Source organism: Desulfosporosinus sp. Tol-M2 (assembly GCF_059735615.1).
The window spans coordinates 22093-38409 of the sequence record NZ_JCAIJG010000052.1 but is presented as its reverse complement, the minus strand read 5'-3'; the positions used below and the strand labels follow the sequence as shown (position 1 = coordinate 38409).

Below are 16317 nucleotides of genomic sequence, written 5' to 3'. Positions count from 1 at the left end.
AATCACTTACTCAACATAAGCTGCGCCAACATCGGCCAGCTTGACCATGTTGCCGTTGACGAAGTGCAGGTCGCCGCCTTCCTCGGCGGTCAGCAGATTCATATCCTCCAAGCTGCGCACGTCGTTGACCGACATAAAGCCGTTTTGAATGCCCGTTGAATAACCCTGCATACGGCTTTGATAGTCGCCTCGAAGCAGTCCGTCGAGGTTGAACTTGATAAAGATCGTCGCTTTTTCCGATGGTAAGATGAGCGCCTGCTGCAAAGACTGCTCCCATCTGACCACCCACGGGTCGAGCGTGTATTTGACGAACTCCAAGGATTGCTGCTCGATGTTGGAGAAGCTGCTTTTTTCAAGGTCGCCTACCATATGGGGCGGTACTCTGAAGATGCGTGCGATTTCGTTGATTTGGAACTTCCGCGTTTCAAGGAACTGTGCCTGTTCGGGCGGTATAGACATCTGATGAAACTTGAGTCCTTCCTCCAGAACCGCCACCTTGTGGGCGTTTGTACCTGAAAACTGCGTCTGCCACGACTCACGAAGCCTGTCGGGGTCTTTAACGACGCCGGGATGTTCCAGCACGCCGCCGGGGTTTGCGCCGTTGGCGAAAAACATGGCGCCGTAGTCCTCGGTGGCAATGGCAAGCCCCACGGCATTCTTTGCCATCGCAATCGGAGAATAGCCGATTAAGCCGTCGAAGCCTAAACCGGGGATATGCAGGACGCTCTCACGCCGCAGCTTCACCTGACCCTTGTCGCTTTGGTAGGTATAGGTCAACTCGCCGCTGTTGCTGCGGTCGACCGCCATTCGGTCGGGTAGGAGCGGATAGAGGGCGACAGGAAAACCTCGACCGTCCCTGATGATCTGTGCGTATGCGTTGCCCCACAGCAAAAGATGACTCATTAGCGTTTCTCTGAACACAAACGAAGTCATCTCCCGGTTTGGCTCGTCGTGGAGCAACCGGTAGAGGGGGTGAGACGGCTTTGTGGCTTTGCTTCCGTTTATGGTTCGTTCATAAACATGGAGAGGAAGTCCCGCCACCGATTCGGCAAGAATGCGAACACAGGCATAGACCGCCGAGGTCTGCATCGCCGTCCGCTCATTGACCGCCTTTCCGCTGGTTGTGCCGCCGAATAGAAAACTCCAGCCGCCACCAACACGATTTTTAGGCTTATCCCGTGAACGGAATACATTGAATATATTTTTCAAAAAACCACCTCCAAGGTCTTGACAACTGAAATCGGATGCTTTATTCTTAAGGTAACCGATTTCAGTTGCCTTAAGAAAGGAGAACTACCAATGAAAGCTACGTACCGTGATTTTCTCAACGAGAACCCAAAATGCGGTAAAGACCTCGTAACTAACACGAACGCTCAGGCAGTTTTCGACTTACTGTCTCGTGACCGGAATATTATCGCTATGATTGAAGCATCAGACGCAGGGAAACCTGCAATTTCACCTGTTGTACTCATAATCGAGGTTTTTTGTACCAGACACCCTTCGGAGAGCTTTAACCTCGCGAACGAACAACGTCGGACTGTCGTAGGGTGCATGATTAAGACAATTCTTTCGCGGTTCGGTTATGAACCTGTGCGTCCTGCAACAAGAACCCAAAAAGAATTATCAAGAACCATTGGAGCAAAATACTTCGTGAGCGGAAGTTGCTATACATATGAACCTCTTGCTCCGGCTTCAATGAGAATAGTTCGTACTGTCAGCGTTGAACCCGCAATATTTAGCCTCGTTAGGGAGTTGCAATGCCCCTATTGCAAGTCAACAAACGCTGTTGACCTACAGGATGAATACTCCTCGTTTCCCGAAACGCGTTCTGAAGAAGCACGCCATCTTGAAATTGACTTCTATAGAGACTGCGCTGCGTGTGATGAGCGATTTAGAGTCTCTGGATATATTATTGAGTGTCCACCGGGGGAGATAGAACGCGAGGAGATTAAACTCCTCCCGGTGAAAGGTTAGTCGCAAAAATCAACCATATTATAGGAGGTGAATAATCAATGGCAGAAATTATCAATGGACCTACAATGGCAGCAATTATCAACGGACCCAACGGCAAATATGTTCTTGCCACTATTAATTTTCTGGGTTTTAGCACAATCTTGTTGTGTGCATTTAGTATGCAACACGGCTACTCGCCCTCCATATCCTACAGAAATGCGCAGCTTTTGTTTTCCAAGGTTAATGCCGTTGTCATATAAACAACAACCCCCTATCGTCATAGATACTGCCGTCGATACCGCCACCGAGGGTTGCCCTTGCAAGCCCCATAATCAGAGCGACCACGCCGTCTATTTTTTCGGTTGATTTCTTTTTGTTGGGCTTGATATTGCCCGCCGCATCTTGGTCGACGATGACATTACCCATATTCCAGTCAAGAACGGGGTGCTTGCCGTGGCGAATTTTACCTTCCATCACGAATTGGTAGAAGTCCTTTGAAGTCGGGGACATGGATATGAAGCCCTGCCCAAAGGGGAATACCGTGAATCCATGTTCCGCACCCAGTTCCTCAAGGTCGCGGCGAATCTTCTCCGCACCGTAGCGGTCATAGGCGATTTCCCGAATCTTGAACCGTTCCGACAGCTTGCCGATGAATGCCACAATATAGTCGTAGTCCACAACATTGCCCTCGGTGGTGTTGAACACGCCAGCCTTTTTCCACACGGCGTAAGGGACGTGATCTCGTCTTGTTCGCAGGTCGATAACATCTTCCGGCAGCCAGTAAAAAGGCATCACCGTGTACTTGGTATCGCCTCCAATCGGTGGGAATACCATCACCAGAGCCGTAAGGTCGCCCGTACTGGAAAGGTCGAGACCGCAATAGCAATCCCGACCCTCGTATTCGTCAAAGTCTATGTCCTCGCCGCAGGCGTCCCATTTATCCATAGGCATCCAGCGAATATCGGCGTTGCACCATTCATTTAAGCGAAACTGTCGGAAGTGCATCTCCTCGGCGGGGTTCTGCTTTGCCTGTTCGTAGGCGGCTTGCACCGTTTCAAAGGGAATCGTCACGCCGATGGAGGGGTTGACCCGCCGCCAGACGGCTTCGTCGTTCCAATCATCGTCCTCTTCAATGCCGAATACGGCAGGATAGAAGGAAGGGTCTATCTTAGAGCCATCCAGTACCGCCTTTGCCTTTTGGTGGATTTCGTAGCAGATGCTCGTTTTGTCCCTGCCCGCCGTGGTGATGAGGAAGTAGAGGGGTTGCCGTCTGGCATCGCCTGTGTACTTGGTCATCGTATCGAACAGTTCTCTGGTCTGCTGGGCGAAGAGTTCATCAAAGATAAGCCCTGACACATTGAATCCTTGTTTGGATTTCGTTTCCGAGGACAATACCCTGTAGAAGCTGTTGTTGTGCGGAAATATTATCCGCTTGGTAGATGGCACGAGTTTTGATAGCTTTGCCAAATCACCGCATTGCTCGACCATTGCTTTGGCGGTGTTGAAAACAATACTTGCCTGATTGATGTCAGCGGCGCAGGAGTAGACCTCCGCACCAGCTTCGCCATCAGCGAACAGGAGGTAGAGGGCGATTGCAGCTGCCAGTTCGGACTTGCCGTTCTTCTTGCCGACCTCGACATACGCCGTGCGGAACTGCCGATAGCCGTCTTCGCCGACGATGCCGAAAATGTCACGGACAATCTGTTCCTGCCACGGCATCAGACGGAACGGCTTCCCATACCATTCGCCGGTGGTGTGCTTGAGCATGGATATGAAACTAACAGCAAAGTCCGCCCGCCGCGCTTCGTATCGGCTGGTTGGTAGCATAAGCGGTGTGGGTTTGTATTTGAATTCGGGCATCGCCATCCTCCTTTCGCACAAAATAAAAAGACCTCCGAAGAAGTCCTCAAAATCTATCTGGACGAGAGACAGCCCCTTGCGGGGTGTCCTCGGCTGCATTCGTGGTTAAGCCTTAGTTGTACTTACTGAGGATCATGGCGTAGACCGCCTTGACTTCGTTGCCCGGTTCGATATCCCAGCCCCTGTCATAGTTGCAGAGGTCGCGGGTCTCGCCGACCTTGCGGATGGTCAGTTTGCTGACTTTGCCGCCATCGATACCGAACTGGGAGCCTTCTTCAAAATGCTTGACCCAGTATTTGTATTTGTCGCCCGTCATCGGGCAGGTGATAATACCTTCACTCCACATTTTTATGTCCTCCTTACGGCTTTTCGGTCAGCCAACCATCTTTCAAAATGTAGCGGTGTTCAAATCCGCTCGCATCCTTGGCAATAATCCGCAGTTCGCCGTTTTCAAAGGCGTTGTAAGCCTTTACAAAGGTGTATCCCTCGCCAAGCTGTGCTTTGACCATTTCGCGGTAATCGTTCATCAGTTTACCTCCTTGAAAAAAGTGTTGTGTGCCTTGCGGCATACACATATTCGCTCTAATGCGCTGTAATAGCAAGTCATTTGGGCAATATAAAGCACACAATCTTTCGGGGCTGTACCGCCGCCATATTTGTGTGTTTTATTCCACGCTGTCGAGTTCGCCCGTGAGTATCAGGACGGAGTAGCTTTTGGTGTCCATAAAGATAAAGTCTGCTAACTCATCAAAACCCATCTCAATCGCTATCTCGAATGCCACCTTCGTGTCAAACATATTCGTGCGTCCTGTAGCCGCCACTTTTCGGCATTGCTCTTTAATGACCTCGGCTTTGGTCAGTTTGCGGATGATGTCCTCGCCGTAAACCGCGCCCAAACAGCTGCTGTTGCTCCAGTCCGCGAAAACCGTTCCTGTATCGTCGACGCTTGTGACGACTCCGGTTGTGCCTTCGGGCATATTTGTGAATGGGTCAGCCATCGAGACGATAGCTACTCTTGTACCTATAGGATACATTTTGCGTATCCGCTCGACTTCCTCCCGCGAGGGAAAGTTATTCTTGCTCATCGCTGTTACCTCCGTCTTTGCTTGTTTTGGTCTTCCAGCTCGTGTTGCCCGAAAGCCCGCCGCCGTTAAGCAGTATTTTCCGCGCCGACTTGTACTCGTTGCCGATGAAGCCGAGGGAGAGCAGGAAGCACCTAAATGCGTATCGGCTCGAACCCTCGAGGGGCTTTTCTTTTGCCGTGACACGCTTCTTTTCAAGTGCTGTCTTGCAGAGCAAGCTGACCAGCGTAGCGTAGGCTTCCGTGTGTTCCGCATCAATCGTTCCTCTAAACCAAGGGAACTGGAGTGTGTCTGCAGTCTGCTTAATCGGAAGGGCATCTGTGCCAAGTGCTGCCTTGAGTAGCGGGGCTTTGGCGTTTACCAGTTTGGCAAGGTTGTCGAGTTTCTCAGGAGTGAAGCCCGTGAGCGGCATTTCGATGACAAGTTCATCTGCTTCGGGAACGTCACTTACCTGCATACCGTTCTCGCCTTGGAAGTCCTCTCGGCGGGTACGCCCAAGGCCAAGTTCCTCGCGTCCATCCAGTTGTAAATCCTCGAAGGCAAGCACCTCATCCAGCTGCCTTTGCATAGTTTCGGTAATGGGTGCGTCGGGGTTTGCATACTGTCCGGGGTGGTGCTGGTCAATGTCGAGGCAAGCATCAACCGCACCCTGCCCGCCCAGTCCGCTCTCGTAGGTGTCAGGTTCGTCATAGTGGCGGTTGTCGCCGTCAGCATCGAATCCCGCTTGGTGAAGCGCGTCCTCCAAATCGAGGTTGTCGGGTCCTGTGACCGTGCCGGTCTTGTCAACGTGGTAGCCACCCACCTCGTAGGCGAATGTCGGTGCTCCGAGGTACTTGGTCGGGGCGTTCAGCGCGGTGCTAATCGCTCCGACAAGGCTCTTGCGTTCCTGACCCGTTGCATTGTAGTTGAGTTTCATGGTTAAATCCTCCGTTTTCCTTGATTTTGCGGGGTTTTTCGTCCCCCGCGCATTACATATATCACTCTAAACGCGTTTAATAGCAAGCGTTTACGTGATAATAAATGTACCGAATATCAAGGGAAAACAGCCTCTTATCATTGTGTGTATGACACAATCCCACTGAGTACAAAAACCACGCAGGGTAGAGTGGGTTTCTTATTCACAGACAGTCGCCTCCTTAATCCACAGCACCTCGCGCCGCCACATGCCAAGTTCGGCACGGGCATCCTTTTCAACACGTCGCCAGTCTTTCAGATGCTCGTTGTAAAGCGGGCTGTCATAACCAGACAGCACCACCGACCCACTGTGTGCGGCAAGTTTGTCGAGCAAGCGGGCGTGGTAGCCGTCGTCGCACTCATAGGCATAGATGCTCTTGCTTCTGGTGTCCGCCATATACGGCGGGTCGGCGTATATCAGGCAGTTCGTCGAGTTGTAACGGTCGATGAGCGAAAGAGCATCCGTATTCTCAATCTGAACGCCGAGGAGTCTGTCAGCTACCGCCTGAATCCGTTCCGGCAGCTTGCGCCAGATGTCCGGCTCTTTCGGGCTTTTGCCGGTGGTGCGGTTTCGCCATCCGCTACGCTGACCGGTACGAGTGCCGAAGGCTTGCCAGCAGCGGACGAGGAAAACCCGCGCCCGCTCCACGTCAGCTGGACTATCACATTTGTAGGAATTGTAGTATTCGTCACGTGCCCAAGGCGTGAGTGAAACGGCTTCGCATAGATCTTCAGTGCGCTCGCGGATAACCTTGAAGAGATTCACCACTTCGCCGTCGAGGTCATTTATCGTTTCGGTGTGGCATGGCTCTTTGCCAAAAAACACCGCGCCACTCCCGAAGAACGGTTCAAGGTAGACTTCGTGCGTCGGTAGATTGTCACATATCCATTTCGACAAGACCCACTTGGCACCGGGGTATCTGAGTACGCTCTGTATCATTTTCCCGCAACCTCCTTCACAAGGTCGGCGTATCGGAGCATCTCGCCGTTTCGCTCGCAGGTGATGTCCTCGCCACCGTTTTGCTTGTACTCGGCGTAGCGGCGCAGGATGACGCTTGCGTACTTCTCGTCAAGTTCGAGCATGAAGCAAGTGCGGTCAAGCTGATCGCAGGCAATGAGCGTCGAGCCGGAGCCGCCGAAGGTGTCCAACACGATGGCGTTTGCCTGACTGCTGTTGGCAATCGGGTATGCCAGAAGGTCAAGGGGCTTGCTTGTGGGATGGTCGGCATTCTTCTTAGGCTTATCAAAGTTCCAGATGGTGGTCTGCTTGCGGTCGGAATACCACTTGTGTTTGGAGGTATTCTTAAAGGCGTACAGCACCGGCTCGTGCATTTGCTGGTAATCACCACGACCAAGCACGAGGGCGTTCTTGACCCAGATGCAAGTCGTGGAATAATGAAAACCCGCGTCCACGCAGGCACGGAAGAAATTCACCTTCTCCGAATCCGAGTGGAAGCAGTAAAAAGCCCCGCCATCGGCGAGGTTTTCATAAAGATTCTTAAATGCCGACAGCAAAAAGATGTAGAACTGTTCTGCTTTCATGCTATCGTTCTTGATTTTTAGTCCGCTCACAGATTCAAAGCTGACGTTGTAAGGAGGATCGGTCAGGACAAGATTGGCTTTGCGACCATCCATCAGCTTTTTAACAGTCTCCGATACCGTGGCATCGCCACAAATGAGCCGGTGCCGCCCCAGTGTCCAAACATCCCCTGGCAAAACAAAAGCCGCCTGTTCAAGGGCGGCCGTAAGGTCAAAGTCGTCGTCCGCTACGTCCCCGTCGGAGTCGGCGAAGAGCTTTTCTATCTCGTCGGCGTCAAATCCCGTAATTTCGAGGTCAAAGCCGAGTTCCTTGAGGTCGGCAAATTCCAGAGCCAGCAATTCCTCGTCCCAACCAGCACGCAGAGCCAGACGGTTGTCGGCGAGGATATAGGCTTTCTTTTGCGCCTCGGTCAAATGCTCCACGAACACGCAAGGGATTTCGGTCAGGCCTTCTTCTCGTGCCGCCATGATCCTTCCGTGTCCTGCGATGATATTCAGGTCTTTATCCACAATAACCGGATTGACAAACCCGAATTCACGAAGGGAGGCGCGAAGTTGTAAAATCTGCTCCTTGCTATGCGTCCTCGCATTGCGGGCATACGGCACGAGCCGGTCAATATTTACTTTTTCAAATCGTTCTGTCGATTTCATATTCTAAAACCCCCTGTTCGTGAGCAGTTCGAGAAAAGCGTTCTTTTCTTCGCCCTGAGTGCTGCTGTGCCGATTTATGATTTGCATGATCAGGTTAAAGTCGCCCTGCATCGCCTTGTAGTACTGAGCGCCTGCCGTGACATAAGGCGAGAGCTTCAGTTCCTTGGTCATTCGTCCGATTTTACGGTTCATGGCTTCACATGCGAGGAAGCCCTGCCTGTTCAGCACATAGTCCGTAATTGTCTGTGGCGCGACATAACCGTCGCAACCTCGAGCCGAGATATATTCCTCGATTTCATTTCGCAGCACATCCGCCGCCGGCACTTCCTTTTCGCATTCCTTCATCGCCATAGAGAAGTAGTCCGCCATCACGTTTTTGGAATTTATCTTTTTAGGCTTGGGCTGACTTGCAACATTCGTGTTGGCAGGTTTGCCTTCAAGCTTCTTATCGATTGGGTTCTTCCGAGGGCGACCTGCCCCCGGACGATAGCCTCCGCTGGGCATGAGCGTCACCTCGCTTTTGATTTTTGATTTTGATTTCCGTTTTGATTTTTTGATTTTTGATTTATGAAAAATTCATACGAAAGGCCGAGCGCGCTGCCCTGCCTGAAAGCGGTAGAGGCACTGACCGCCCCTCCGTCTGACACTAAAAGTAGTCGCCTTGCCCGGCGTGGAGTCTGCTGTGGCACTCTGAACAGAGGGCTTGTAGGTTTGCCCAGTCGTTCGTGCCGCCGTCCGTCAGCTTACGCTTGTGGTGTACAAGTTCGGCGGGCGTGAGCATTCCATCGGCCTTGCATATCTCACACAAGGGATTCGCCGACAGGAACGCCGTGCGTATCCTGTTCCACGACCGTCCGTAGCGCTTGTTGCTCTCGGGGTCGCGGTCAAAATGGTTGTAGCGTTTGGCTTCCTGTTTTGCGTGTTCCTTGCAGTACCTACCCGTGGTCAGTTTGGCGCAGCCGGGATGGGCGCAGGGTTTCTTTGCTTTGTATGGCATCGTCGTAGCCTCCAAAAGAAAAGCCCTCACGGATTCGGTACCGTGAAGGCTCTCGTTTATTTTCTGCCATTATAACTATAACAGAAGACAAGGGTGGCATTCTATGACATTTAGTGACATGACCGTCTGATGACATCTACCTCATTGAGTGCCCTGCTGTGTAAGCGGTGGACGTGCCGCAAATCGTAGTAGAGTTCCACGGCAATTTGTTCCCATGTTTTGAAACAAAGATAGCGCAGTTCCAGAAGTGTTTGAAGTTCAGGGTGTTCCACACACTTAATGATGGTCACGACCTCATGCTTCAGATCGAGGAGGGCTTGCAGGTCAGCTTTTATTTCCGATTCCAAATCAATCATCTTGCAGATGACATCTTCCATTCGGTGGAAATTCCGCGTCCCACTCGGTGGCACATCGGAGAAGGTTGCGCTTGCTTTTTCAGCAAGGTCTCGCAGGGACTGCACCTGCTCAATTTTACTGTTGATGCGTTGATCTATTCGGTAGGCTTGCGATAAGTAGTCTTTAGCGGATATATTTGAAACCGTCATTGGGATTTACCTCCATACGTTCGAGAATTACACTGACCTCCTCGACGCTTGTAACTTTGAAGGCTTCGCCCTTTGCCGCTTTAATCTTCGATATCATTGATTCTTGTAACTTAGTCAGCTTGCCCGTTTCTGTTTTCACCTCAAACGCTACAAAACGTCCTTGGAAGCAACAGATAATATCGGGAATGCCGGCCGTCCCGTACATTCCGCCATGCGTCTTCCACGCAAAGCAGTCGGGGACGGTCTTTAAGAACCGCATTATCGCGGTAACGATGTCTTTTTCGAGCATTATGAACCTCTCTTTTGACGGCTTGACGGATTTGACGAGTACATATATTTATCTTTTATATATACCGATTTTCACAACATCTACTTAAACTTGCCTATGTGGAATTGCTTAATGTGAAGAAAATCAGAAAGCCGTCAATTCCGTAATTCCGTCAAACATCATTGTCCAGACGGATGCCTTTCCACGTCCTGCGCTTGCCGACTTTATCCACACTGCGGCGCAGGTCGGGGTGCGCCATTTCTATGTCTTTGTTAAATGTCTTCTGCGATACCGGTGACAAACCGGCGTTGCGGCAGTATTCGCGGTACTTCTCAAAAATTTCGCTACGCTCGACTTCCGCATCAGGGGCAAGTTTACAGTAATCTTCAACAAACGAGAGGACGCTGTTACTGTCGACACGGTACCTCTGAAGTTCCGCCTTTGTGTTTGGCGTTTCACTGAACCTGAAATCTTGGGCGATGAGTCTCTTCAAACCCTCGACTGCAAACATAAAAATTCCATCCGATTCAGCAGCAAACTTGTCGAGCAGACCGGGGTCGCGCCGTTCTTGCGGCACGGGCTTTGCAAAGCGGATGATGATGAGCCGGCGATAAAAACCCTCGGACTTGTCGCCGTAGTTTCGTGGTATCATGTTGCAGGAGAACAGGAGTCTTGCGTAAGGCTGAAAGCTGAACGGATCTTTGTTCTTGCGCTCGGCGGTCAGGAAGTCCTCGCCGACTAACGCCTTGAAGATGCCGTTGTCATCGATGTTCTTTGTGGGCAGGTCGGCAAAGATATTCGCCAGTTTGCCAAACAACTCAGCCGTCTTGAAACGCTCATTCAGCGACTGCCACGGGATGTTGCTCACGTTCTCCTGACCCAGAAGCAGTTCATTTAAAGTCAGGAGAAGTTTGGACTTGCCCGCGCCGGGTTCACCGACGATGACGAATGACTTCTGTGCCTTGTTTACGGGTATGAGGAAGTAGCCCATCATCTCTTGCACAAGCGGGATATCACCCTCGTCCAACGCCTCGGAGAGAAATTGCTTAAAGCGCGGGCATTCGGCGTTCGGGGTATAATTGACGTTGAGTTGCACCGTCGAGTAAAAGTCCGGCGTGTGAGGCAGGAATTCCTCGGTCAGCACATTGTAAAGGCCGTTTCGGACATTGATGATGTAGGGATTAGCATTCAGTTCCCTTAGATGCTTTATAATCAGCATTCGCCACTGACCATCTGCATCGGTGATATTTGAGAGGGTCGTATATCTCGCAATCAGATGCTTTCGAGTTGCAGCTTTCGCGGCAAGGTCAGAAATAGCCGAGTACACACCTTTGTTGTAGGCGTAATACTGCTCGGCGGAATAGAAGATTTTTTCTTCTTTCGCCATATGCTCCGCCAACACGCCGGGCAGGAAGCGTATGCCGCCTTTTTCGGTAAATTCGTACCAATCAGGCAAGTCTGCACCCTCAGTTTCTCGCTTGGTCTCCTTGTTATCGCGGTACGCCCTAAAGAGTTCTTTTTGCAGGGTAATAAGAGGGCGGATGATGCCCGCTTTGAAGTTGAAACACTCCCGCAGTTCTGTTTCAACAAATGCCGCCGCAAGTGCAGAGTCCACATTGTAAAGATACTCCTTAACGAAGTCACGGGCAGTCTCCATATCATCGGCGGCGTTGCCCTTGACATCTACCTTTGCGAGGAAGATTCGAAGCGTGTCGGCATCCGGTGGCAGATAACACAGAGCAGCGGGTGCTTTGCAGCCACACTCGGAAAGTCGTGGGCACTTAAACCCACACTCTGCAATCTTGGTGCAAGTCATCGGTTTTGTGCCGGAGTCAAGGAAGTGACGGATTTTATCCTCGGTCTCGACACGGCTGTATTTCGGGTACGCCCTTGAAAGGGTATGAATAACCCTGTTGCCACCATCAAAAACGGCAAGGTTCGTAATCATTGCGTACCAGAGGTTTTCGGGCAGTGCTGCGGCGTTTTCTTTGCAATTCTTGATGAAATCGCACCGTGAACCGACAAGTGTCAGCCCTTTTCGTGTGGCTTTCGGAGCGGGAGCAGCAACCGAGGATTCCTCGACAGATATTTTCGGCAGAACGGCATCCAACTGCGCCTTTGAGTACCGCAGTTCCGGTGCGAACTTGATGCACTCCACCATGACGGGGTTGCCCTTGCAATGATTGAAACCTGGCAAACGCAGAACACGGCTCTCATTGACGCAGGAGGTGTCACCGTCAAACTGCGTGATAAGGCGACGTTGGTAGGCACGAAACTCCGGCACGGACACATCGGTCGTGAGCCAGTATGCATGGACGGATTTCGCGGTCTTTACCATCAGGGATGGCGGGAGAGGAAAATTCTCCAGTTTTGCGATCTGTTCGTCAATTGAAAGGTTATCGTTCTCGACAAACACGGCATTGATGCGGGATATTTCCTCGTCGGTATTCCCACCAAAGTTAACCACAAAGAAGATACCCCGTCCTTGGACATTATGGTTTTGGAGCGTTTCTGTAAGCGCGGAGATTTTTCCGAATTCACGCTCAAGTTTTAATCCCTTGAATGTGCTGCCTTTCTTGTCGTCGAAGACACGCAGATGTACAGTTTCACCGCTTTCAAAGAACGGGCTTAGGAATTGCTCGTATGTTATTTTCACTGCGTACCCTCCTCGCAGTCGGATTTGTAGAACTTAATGGGAATACCCCTGCGTCTGGCGCGTTCGAGTTCTGCCGCCATGCCCGCCGAAATCCTGCTGCCAAACGACCAAACTGCCTCGCAGCGATCGAGCAGAATCATCCCGAAGCGAAGTCCCAACTTGCGGTCTTCGGGGTTGTCGTCGTCCAAGAACTGTGGAAACAACAAGTGCGGTGCGATAGGTATTACACCTTGTCGGACAGCAAAGACACAATAACGGCGGGCATCTTGAATGTTGCTGTCAATATCACCCGCGAAGGGCGAGCAGATATAAACAAGCGGGCGATAGGGATTATTTTTGAGGTGCTCCTCCTTCTGAATTTGCTTTAAAGCCTCATAGACTGTTGGGTCGCTGTAACCTTCACTATTTTTATGCGGATTAGTCGAATTCACGGGACACCTCCGATTCATATTTGAGCTTGGTAGCAAGACCTCCGCGGATATGACGCACCGATTTGTTGTAGTCCAGCACCTCTTTTACTTGGAGAAATAGCGTGTGGTTATGTTTTTTCAGAACGCTGGTGACATCTTTAAAAATTGTTGATTTACTGTATCCAAACACTGGCGCCGCTTCACGCACGGTTGCTTTGTTTTCTATGATGTACTGTGCCACCGCGACACATCTGTCGTCGGCAGCGATATTGTAATGTTGATGGGTCATAACACTTTTACCTCCAGTTCTTTCATTTCGCCGAACTTTGCTCCTGCAGAAGCATCTGCGACAACGGGAATGTCGAATTCAGTAAACGGTTGTGCTTCCATACATTGCTTAATAAACGCCGTCGCTTCGTCGACCTTGCTTTCCGGCAGTTCAAACACCAACTCGTCGTGAATTTGTAGCAGCGGCAGCAACCATGGGCGTTCAGGTAACCCTTTCAAAATACGCCCCAGGGCCAGCTTCAAAATATCCGCCGCTGTCCCCTGAATTGGCGTGTTAAGGGCGCACCGCTCCGCAAAAGACTGCTTACCCCAATCCTGCGATGTAATGTCGGGTAAATACCGGCGGCGACCGAGTGAGGTTTCCGTGTATCTTGCAGACTTTGCCTCGAGTTTTGTCGTTTCTTGCCATGCATTCAACTTCGGGTATCCTGCTTTTAGGTTAGATATAATTTGTTCGCAGTCTTCCAGAGACTTTCCCACACCTGCCTTGAACTTGAGTGTCCGTTGAAGCCCTCTCGGAAACAGTCCGTAGAATGTACCGAAGTTGACGTTCTTTGCGATAGTACGATGCTCTTTATCGTGCTTACCCGCACCGAAGATGACGGTGGCGGTTTGGTCATGGATGTCACCGCCGATGCGGTATGTATCCATCATTTTTTCGTCACGGCAGTAGAACGCTCCAACACGCAGTTCTATTTGAGAGAAGTCAAGCGACAACAGAACTTTACCCTCCGGCGCAATGAAGAAGTTTCGCACCCCGACGTCATCCGCTCCCGCTCTGGGCATATTTTGGAGATTTGGCCTGCGGGCTGCGAAGCGACCGGTTTCTGTGGCGAGAGGCATCAGGTCGGCGTGGATGCGTCCAGTAGCGGGGTTTATGTGTTTTCCATACCCGTCAATGTAAGTGGACTGAATCTTTCCCCAACGGCGGTATTCCTGTACATATTTGAACAGAGGCACAAGGTCGGGGCGGTTCTGTCCGCACCACTCGGCAAGAAGCACCAGCGTCTCGTCGTCCGCTGCCTCCTGATATTTGGCGGTGGTTTTTAAGACCGGCAGACCCAAATCCTCAAACAAGTATTTTTTGAATGCTGCAGTGCTGGCATTCTCGCCGATGTTCACATCGCCGATAATAAAAGCAATCTCATCACGGACACGCTGGCGTTCCGCTTCGCATCGTTCGCCCTGCGTCCTCATCTGCTCCGCATCCGCAAGCAAGCCGTTGTATTTCATAAGCCCACAGTAGACAGCGGTCGGTGATTCCATCCGCTCGGTGATAATGCGATGGTTCGGAAGCCATTTGTCAAACCAACCATTGAGCAGATGATAAAGCCGCAACGTATAGTCGGCATCGGAGCAGGCGTAATCAACGGCCTTTACATCGGCGGGGTTGAGTTCGTCAAAGTGCTGTCCTACCGTAACAGCAGAGAATGTCGGCATCTCAGCATCGAAGAGTTCTGCCGCAAGCGTCTTCAAACCACTGTCGGCAAGAGAGCGGAACTCGTGCCTGCCTTTGAGCGTAAGCTGTGCCGCGGAGATGGTGTCGTAAACCGGTTCTTGTATCACAATCCCCCCGGCATATAGGAATGCACTTTCAAATGCGAGGTTGTGCGCCACTTTGATAATGTCGCGATTTCCGAACAGGTTCGCAGCGAGCCAGTCCCAAATCTCCGAAAGCGGAGCGGCGTTTTTGCCGACCTTATGGGCAATCGGGACATAGATAGCGTCGCCCTCGGATTTGGAAAAGCTGATACCGACAATATGCGCCCTGTGCGGGTCGAGTGCCGCTTTGTCGTCATTGCGGTACTGCTCGTTCGGTGCGGTTTCAAAGTCAAAAGCTACGATTCGGGCTTGGGAGAGGTACTTGCGTACCCCTCCCGCCGTCAAGACGGTTTTATACATTGGCGTTCCTCCCAAGAGGCTCGATGACCTCGCCTGTTTCCGCATCAACTGAAAAATCAACAGTCGAAGCACCCTCTGCGTCAAATGCCACTCTGCGGCTATACGCTTTAACCTGTTCCGTCAGAGCATCAATCAGCTTTTGCTCCTGTGGCGTGAGAATGCGGTCGATGATGAACTGCGCCTGCGAGTAGACCACTCCGCCTTGATTGGTCGCCTTTTTGAGCGAAAAGCGAGTGACCACGCTGTTGGACTTTTTACCCTTTGATAGCAAACGTTTGATGTATTTGGTGAACTCCTTTAAACTACCTGTCGGAAGTGAAAGCAGGAGCGGGAAAACCTCGCCTTCGCGGAGGACATAAATGCGTCTACGGTTCTTGCAGGCTTTACCTTTGCCTTCATCGGCGGTGCCGTATTGGTTCAAAGGGCATTTCTTGCATTCACCGCTGGGGTCGCCCTCTCCATAGACGCCGTCAAAGCTACCGCAGTCGGGCGGGTTGCTGCCGCCTGTGTACTTGGTCTTGTAGAAAGCGTTGAGGGTGTGGTGATGGAGGATAACTGCCGAAAATTCCTTGACGGTATCCGTGTCGTCGTTCTCGCCGGGTACTTCAAATACGGTGCTTCCCGCCGAGGGAATCTTGATTCTCTCGAAGGAAAGGTCAAGCCCCTCCAGTTCGTCAGCCATCATGCCTCCGAAGTCGGTGTTGGCAAGGGTTAGGAATCCTGTGTTCTGCGCCTTAGCCAGCGCGGTTACTTTGTTATTAGCCATTGTGATAATCTCCTTTATATTCAGCGTTTTGTTGATTTGCGGACGGACACAGTCGTCTTATCAAAGACATTGATTAGCCCTTCGAGCCAGTTTGGTAGCGCGTCGCCGTTGCCCTCAATCTGCTCCTTGACAAAGGATGAGAGGGAGTTGGCATTGACGGTCTCGTAAACAAGGTCTCCGAAGCCGTTGTCTTTCAGGGCAGAGAAGAGTTCATCTTTGACCCCTGCCGCCGCAGATGCGCGGGTCTTGGTGGTCAGGCAGAACATCGTGCCGGCGCGGGTGAAGTTTTGGGTCTCGGTCTCCGCCATTAGTTCCGAAAGCCGATAATCGATTTCGTCGATTCTGTCGTTCACTTCCTTGACCCGTGACTCCAAATCGCGTTTAAGGTCTCGCAAGGATTTCAGTTCGTCTGCGAGTTCGAACATCTTATCTTGGTTCATGATGCG

General features: G+C 51.4%; 20 protein-coding genes. 2 read left to right on the top strand and 18 right to left on the bottom strand.

What is annotated here, in order from left to right; all coding sequences use genetic code 11:
* Positions 1-6: 6 nt before the first annotated feature.
* Positions 7-1209, bottom strand: coding sequence for a phage portal protein (locus tag AC6I5A_RS03690; RefSeq protein ID WP_034611765.1), 1203 nt, complete (start codon positions 1207-1209; stop codon positions 7-9).
* Positions 1210-1299: 90 nt separating this feature from the next.
* Here AC6I5A_RS03690 and AC6I5A_RS03685 point away from each other — a divergent pair, with 90 nt between their 5' ends.
* Together AC6I5A_RS03685 and AC6I5A_RS03680 are read left to right on the top strand one after the other, a co-directional pair.
* Entirely contained in the window at positions 1300-1974 is a 675-nt protein-coding gene (locus AC6I5A_RS03685; protein ID WP_052167876.1) for a hypothetical protein, read from the top strand.
* A 38-nt stretch (positions 1975-2012) separates the two neighbouring features.
* Entirely contained in the window at positions 2013-2213 is a 201-nt protein-coding gene (locus AC6I5A_RS03680; protein WP_034611764.1) for a hypothetical protein, read from the top strand.
* On the opposite strand, the gene AC6I5A_RS03675 is transcribed toward AC6I5A_RS03680, so the two are convergent.
* The 17 genes from AC6I5A_RS03675 to AC6I5A_RS03595 all read right to left on the bottom strand — a co-directional run bounded on the left by AC6I5A_RS03675 (position 2206) and on the right by AC6I5A_RS03595 (position 16311).
* Positions 2206-3813: a terminase large subunit gene (locus tag AC6I5A_RS03675; RefSeq protein WP_034611762.1), complete on the bottom strand. Its 1608-nt coding sequence runs from the start codon at positions 3811-3813 to the stop codon at positions 2206-2208. The two genes, AC6I5A_RS03680 and AC6I5A_RS03675, sit on opposite strands and share 8 nt — an antisense overlap.
* A 112-nt stretch (positions 3814-3925) precedes the next feature.
* Entirely contained in the window at positions 3926-4159 is a 234-nt protein-coding gene (locus AC6I5A_RS03670; RefSeq protein WP_034611760.1) for a DUF7678 domain-containing protein, read from the bottom strand.
* A gap of 13 nt (positions 4160-4172) precedes the next feature.
* Complete coding sequence (locus AC6I5A_RS03665) at positions 4173-4340, bottom strand: hypothetical protein (RefSeq protein ID WP_497900468.1); 168 nt, start codon at positions 4338-4340, stop codon at positions 4173-4175.
* Positions 4341-4478: 138 nt separating this feature from the next.
* Positions 4479-4898 (bottom strand): DUF4314 domain-containing protein, encoded by a 420-nt coding sequence (locus AC6I5A_RS03660; protein ID WP_497900467.1) that lies wholly within the window; start codon positions 4896-4898, stop codon positions 4479-4481.
* Positions 4885-5811, bottom strand: coding sequence for a hypothetical protein (locus AC6I5A_RS03655; protein ID WP_052167875.1), 927 nt, complete (start codon positions 5809-5811; stop codon positions 4885-4887). Before AC6I5A_RS03655 ends, AC6I5A_RS03660 begins: the two co-directional genes overlap by 14 nt.
* Before the next feature lie 198 nt (positions 5812-6009).
* Positions 6010-6789 carry a DNA adenine methylase gene (locus AC6I5A_RS03650; RefSeq protein WP_034611758.1) on the bottom strand — a complete coding sequence of 260 codons (780 nt, stop codon included), beginning with the start codon at positions 6787-6789 and terminating at the stop codon, positions 6010-6012.
* Complete coding sequence (locus AC6I5A_RS03645) at positions 6786-8039, bottom strand: site-specific DNA-methyltransferase (protein WP_034611756.1); 1254 nt, start codon at positions 8037-8039, stop codon at positions 6786-6788. Before AC6I5A_RS03645 ends, AC6I5A_RS03650 begins: the two co-directional genes overlap by 4 nt.
* A gap of 3 nt (positions 8040-8042) precedes the next feature.
* Positions 8043-8543 (bottom strand): hypothetical protein, encoded by a 501-nt coding sequence (locus AC6I5A_RS03640; protein WP_034611754.1) that lies wholly within the window; start codon positions 8541-8543, stop codon positions 8043-8045.
* A 142-nt stretch (positions 8544-8685) separates the two neighbouring features.
* Positions 8686-9036 carry an HNH endonuclease gene (locus AC6I5A_RS03635; protein ID WP_034611752.1) on the bottom strand — a complete coding sequence of 117 codons (351 nt, stop codon included), beginning with the start codon at positions 9034-9036 and terminating at the stop codon, positions 8686-8688.
* A gap of 110 nt (positions 9037-9146) precedes the next feature.
* On the bottom strand, positions 9147-9581 hold the full coding sequence (locus AC6I5A_RS03630) for a hypothetical protein (protein WP_497900466.1): 435 nt from the start codon (positions 9579-9581) through the stop codon (positions 9147-9149).
* A complete protein-coding gene (locus tag AC6I5A_RS03625; RefSeq protein ID WP_034611750.1) occupies positions 9556-9870 on the bottom strand; it encodes a VRR-NUC domain-containing protein in 315 nt (104 codons plus the stop codon). Before AC6I5A_RS03625 ends, AC6I5A_RS03630 begins: the two co-directional genes overlap by 26 nt.
* Positions 9871-10021: 151 nt before the next feature.
* Positions 10022-12505 carry a phage/plasmid primase, P4 family gene (locus tag AC6I5A_RS03620; RefSeq protein ID WP_052167874.1) on the bottom strand — a complete coding sequence of 828 codons (2484 nt, stop codon included), beginning with the start codon at positions 12503-12505 and terminating at the stop codon, positions 10022-10024.
* Positions 12502-12954 carry a DUF7768 domain-containing protein gene (locus AC6I5A_RS03615; protein ID WP_052167873.1) on the bottom strand — a complete coding sequence of 151 codons (453 nt, stop codon included), beginning with the start codon at positions 12952-12954 and terminating at the stop codon, positions 12502-12504. Before AC6I5A_RS03615 ends, AC6I5A_RS03620 begins: the two co-directional genes overlap by 4 nt.
* Positions 12923-13204: a sporulation transcriptional regulator SpoIIID gene (locus AC6I5A_RS03610; RefSeq protein ID WP_034611745.1), complete on the bottom strand. Its 282-nt coding sequence runs from the start codon at positions 13202-13204 to the stop codon at positions 12923-12925. The genes AC6I5A_RS03615 and AC6I5A_RS03610 overlap by 32 nt, the downstream gene beginning before the upstream one ends.
* On the bottom strand, positions 13201-15105 hold the full coding sequence (locus AC6I5A_RS03605) for a bifunctional 3'-5' exonuclease/DNA polymerase (RefSeq protein WP_034611743.1): 1905 nt from the start codon (positions 15103-15105) through the stop codon (positions 13201-13203). The genes AC6I5A_RS03610 and AC6I5A_RS03605 overlap by 4 nt, the downstream gene beginning before the upstream one ends.
* Positions 15098-15871, bottom strand: a complete 774-nt coding sequence (locus AC6I5A_RS03600) for a hypothetical protein (RefSeq protein ID WP_034611741.1) — start codon at positions 15869-15871, stop codon at positions 15098-15100. Before AC6I5A_RS03600 ends, AC6I5A_RS03605 begins: the two co-directional genes overlap by 8 nt.
* Positions 15872-15891: 20 nt before the next feature.
* The gene (locus AC6I5A_RS03595; RefSeq protein WP_034611740.1) at positions 15892-16311 is read right to left on the bottom strand and encodes a gp33 family protein; all 420 of its coding nucleotides are present in this window, start codon (positions 16309-16311) and stop codon (positions 15892-15894) included.
* Positions 16312-16317: the final 6 nt, after the last annotated feature.

Bases quoted from the DNA above. Each gene is read 5' to 3' on its own strand.
- AC6I5A_RS03685 (WP_052167876.1), top strand. From the start codon at position 1,300: ATGAAAGCTACGTACCGTGATTTTCTCAACGAGAACCCAAAATGCGGT.
- AC6I5A_RS03680 (WP_034611764.1), top strand. From the start codon at position 2,013: ATGGCAGAAATTATCAATGGACCTACAATGGCAGCAATTATCAACGGA.
- AC6I5A_RS03675 (WP_034611762.1), bottom strand. From the start codon at position 3,813: ATGCCCGAATTCAAATACAAACCCACACCGCTTATGCTACCAACCAGC.
- AC6I5A_RS03670 (WP_034611760.1), bottom strand. From the start codon at position 4,159: ATGTGGAGTGAAGGTATTATCACCTGCCCGATGACGGGCGACAAATAC.
- AC6I5A_RS03665 (WP_497900468.1), bottom strand. From the start codon at position 4,340: ATGAACGATTACCGCGAAATGGTCAAAGCACAGCTTGGCGAGGGATAC.
- AC6I5A_RS03660 (WP_497900467.1), bottom strand. From the start codon at position 4,898: ATGAGCAAGAATAACTTTCCCTCGCGGGAGGAAGTCGAGCGGATACGC.
- AC6I5A_RS03655 (WP_052167875.1), bottom strand. From the start codon at position 5,811: ATGAAACTCAACTACAATGCAACGGGTCAGGAACGCAAGAGCCTTGTC.
- AC6I5A_RS03650 (WP_034611758.1), bottom strand. From the start codon at position 6,789: ATGATACAGAGCGTACTCAGATACCCCGGTGCCAAGTGGGTCTTGTCG.
- AC6I5A_RS03645 (WP_034611756.1), bottom strand. From the start codon at position 8,039: ATGAAATCGACAGAACGATTTGAAAAAGTAAATATTGACCGGCTCGTG.
- AC6I5A_RS03640 (WP_034611754.1), bottom strand. From the start codon at position 8,543: ATGCCCAGCGGAGGCTATCGTCCGGGGGCAGGTCGCCCTCGGAAGAAC.
- AC6I5A_RS03635 (WP_034611752.1), bottom strand. From the start codon at position 9,036: ATGCCATACAAAGCAAAGAAACCCTGCGCCCATCCCGGCTGCGCCAAA.
- AC6I5A_RS03630 (WP_497900466.1), bottom strand. From the start codon at position 9,581: ATGACGGTTTCAAATATATCCGCTAAAGACTACTTATCGCAAGCCTAC.
- AC6I5A_RS03625 (WP_034611750.1), bottom strand. From the start codon at position 9,870: ATGCTCGAAAAAGACATCGTTACCGCGATAATGCGGTTCTTAAAGACC.
- AC6I5A_RS03615 (WP_052167873.1), bottom strand. From the start codon at position 12,954: ATGAATCGGAGGTGTCCCGTGAATTCGACTAATCCGCATAAAAATAGT.
- AC6I5A_RS03610 (WP_034611745.1), bottom strand. From the start codon at position 13,204: ATGACCCATCAACATTACAATATCGCTGCCGACGACAGATGTGTCGCG.
- AC6I5A_RS03605 (WP_034611743.1), bottom strand. From the start codon at position 15,105: ATGTATAAAACCGTCTTGACGGCGGGAGGGGTACGCAAGTACCTCTCC.
- AC6I5A_RS03600 (WP_034611741.1), bottom strand. From the start codon at position 15,871: ATGGCTAATAACAAAGTAACCGCGCTGGCTAAGGCGCAGAACACAGGA.
- AC6I5A_RS03595 (WP_034611740.1), bottom strand. From the start codon at position 16,311: ATGAACCAAGATAAGATGTTCGAACTCGCAGACGAACTGAAATCCTTG.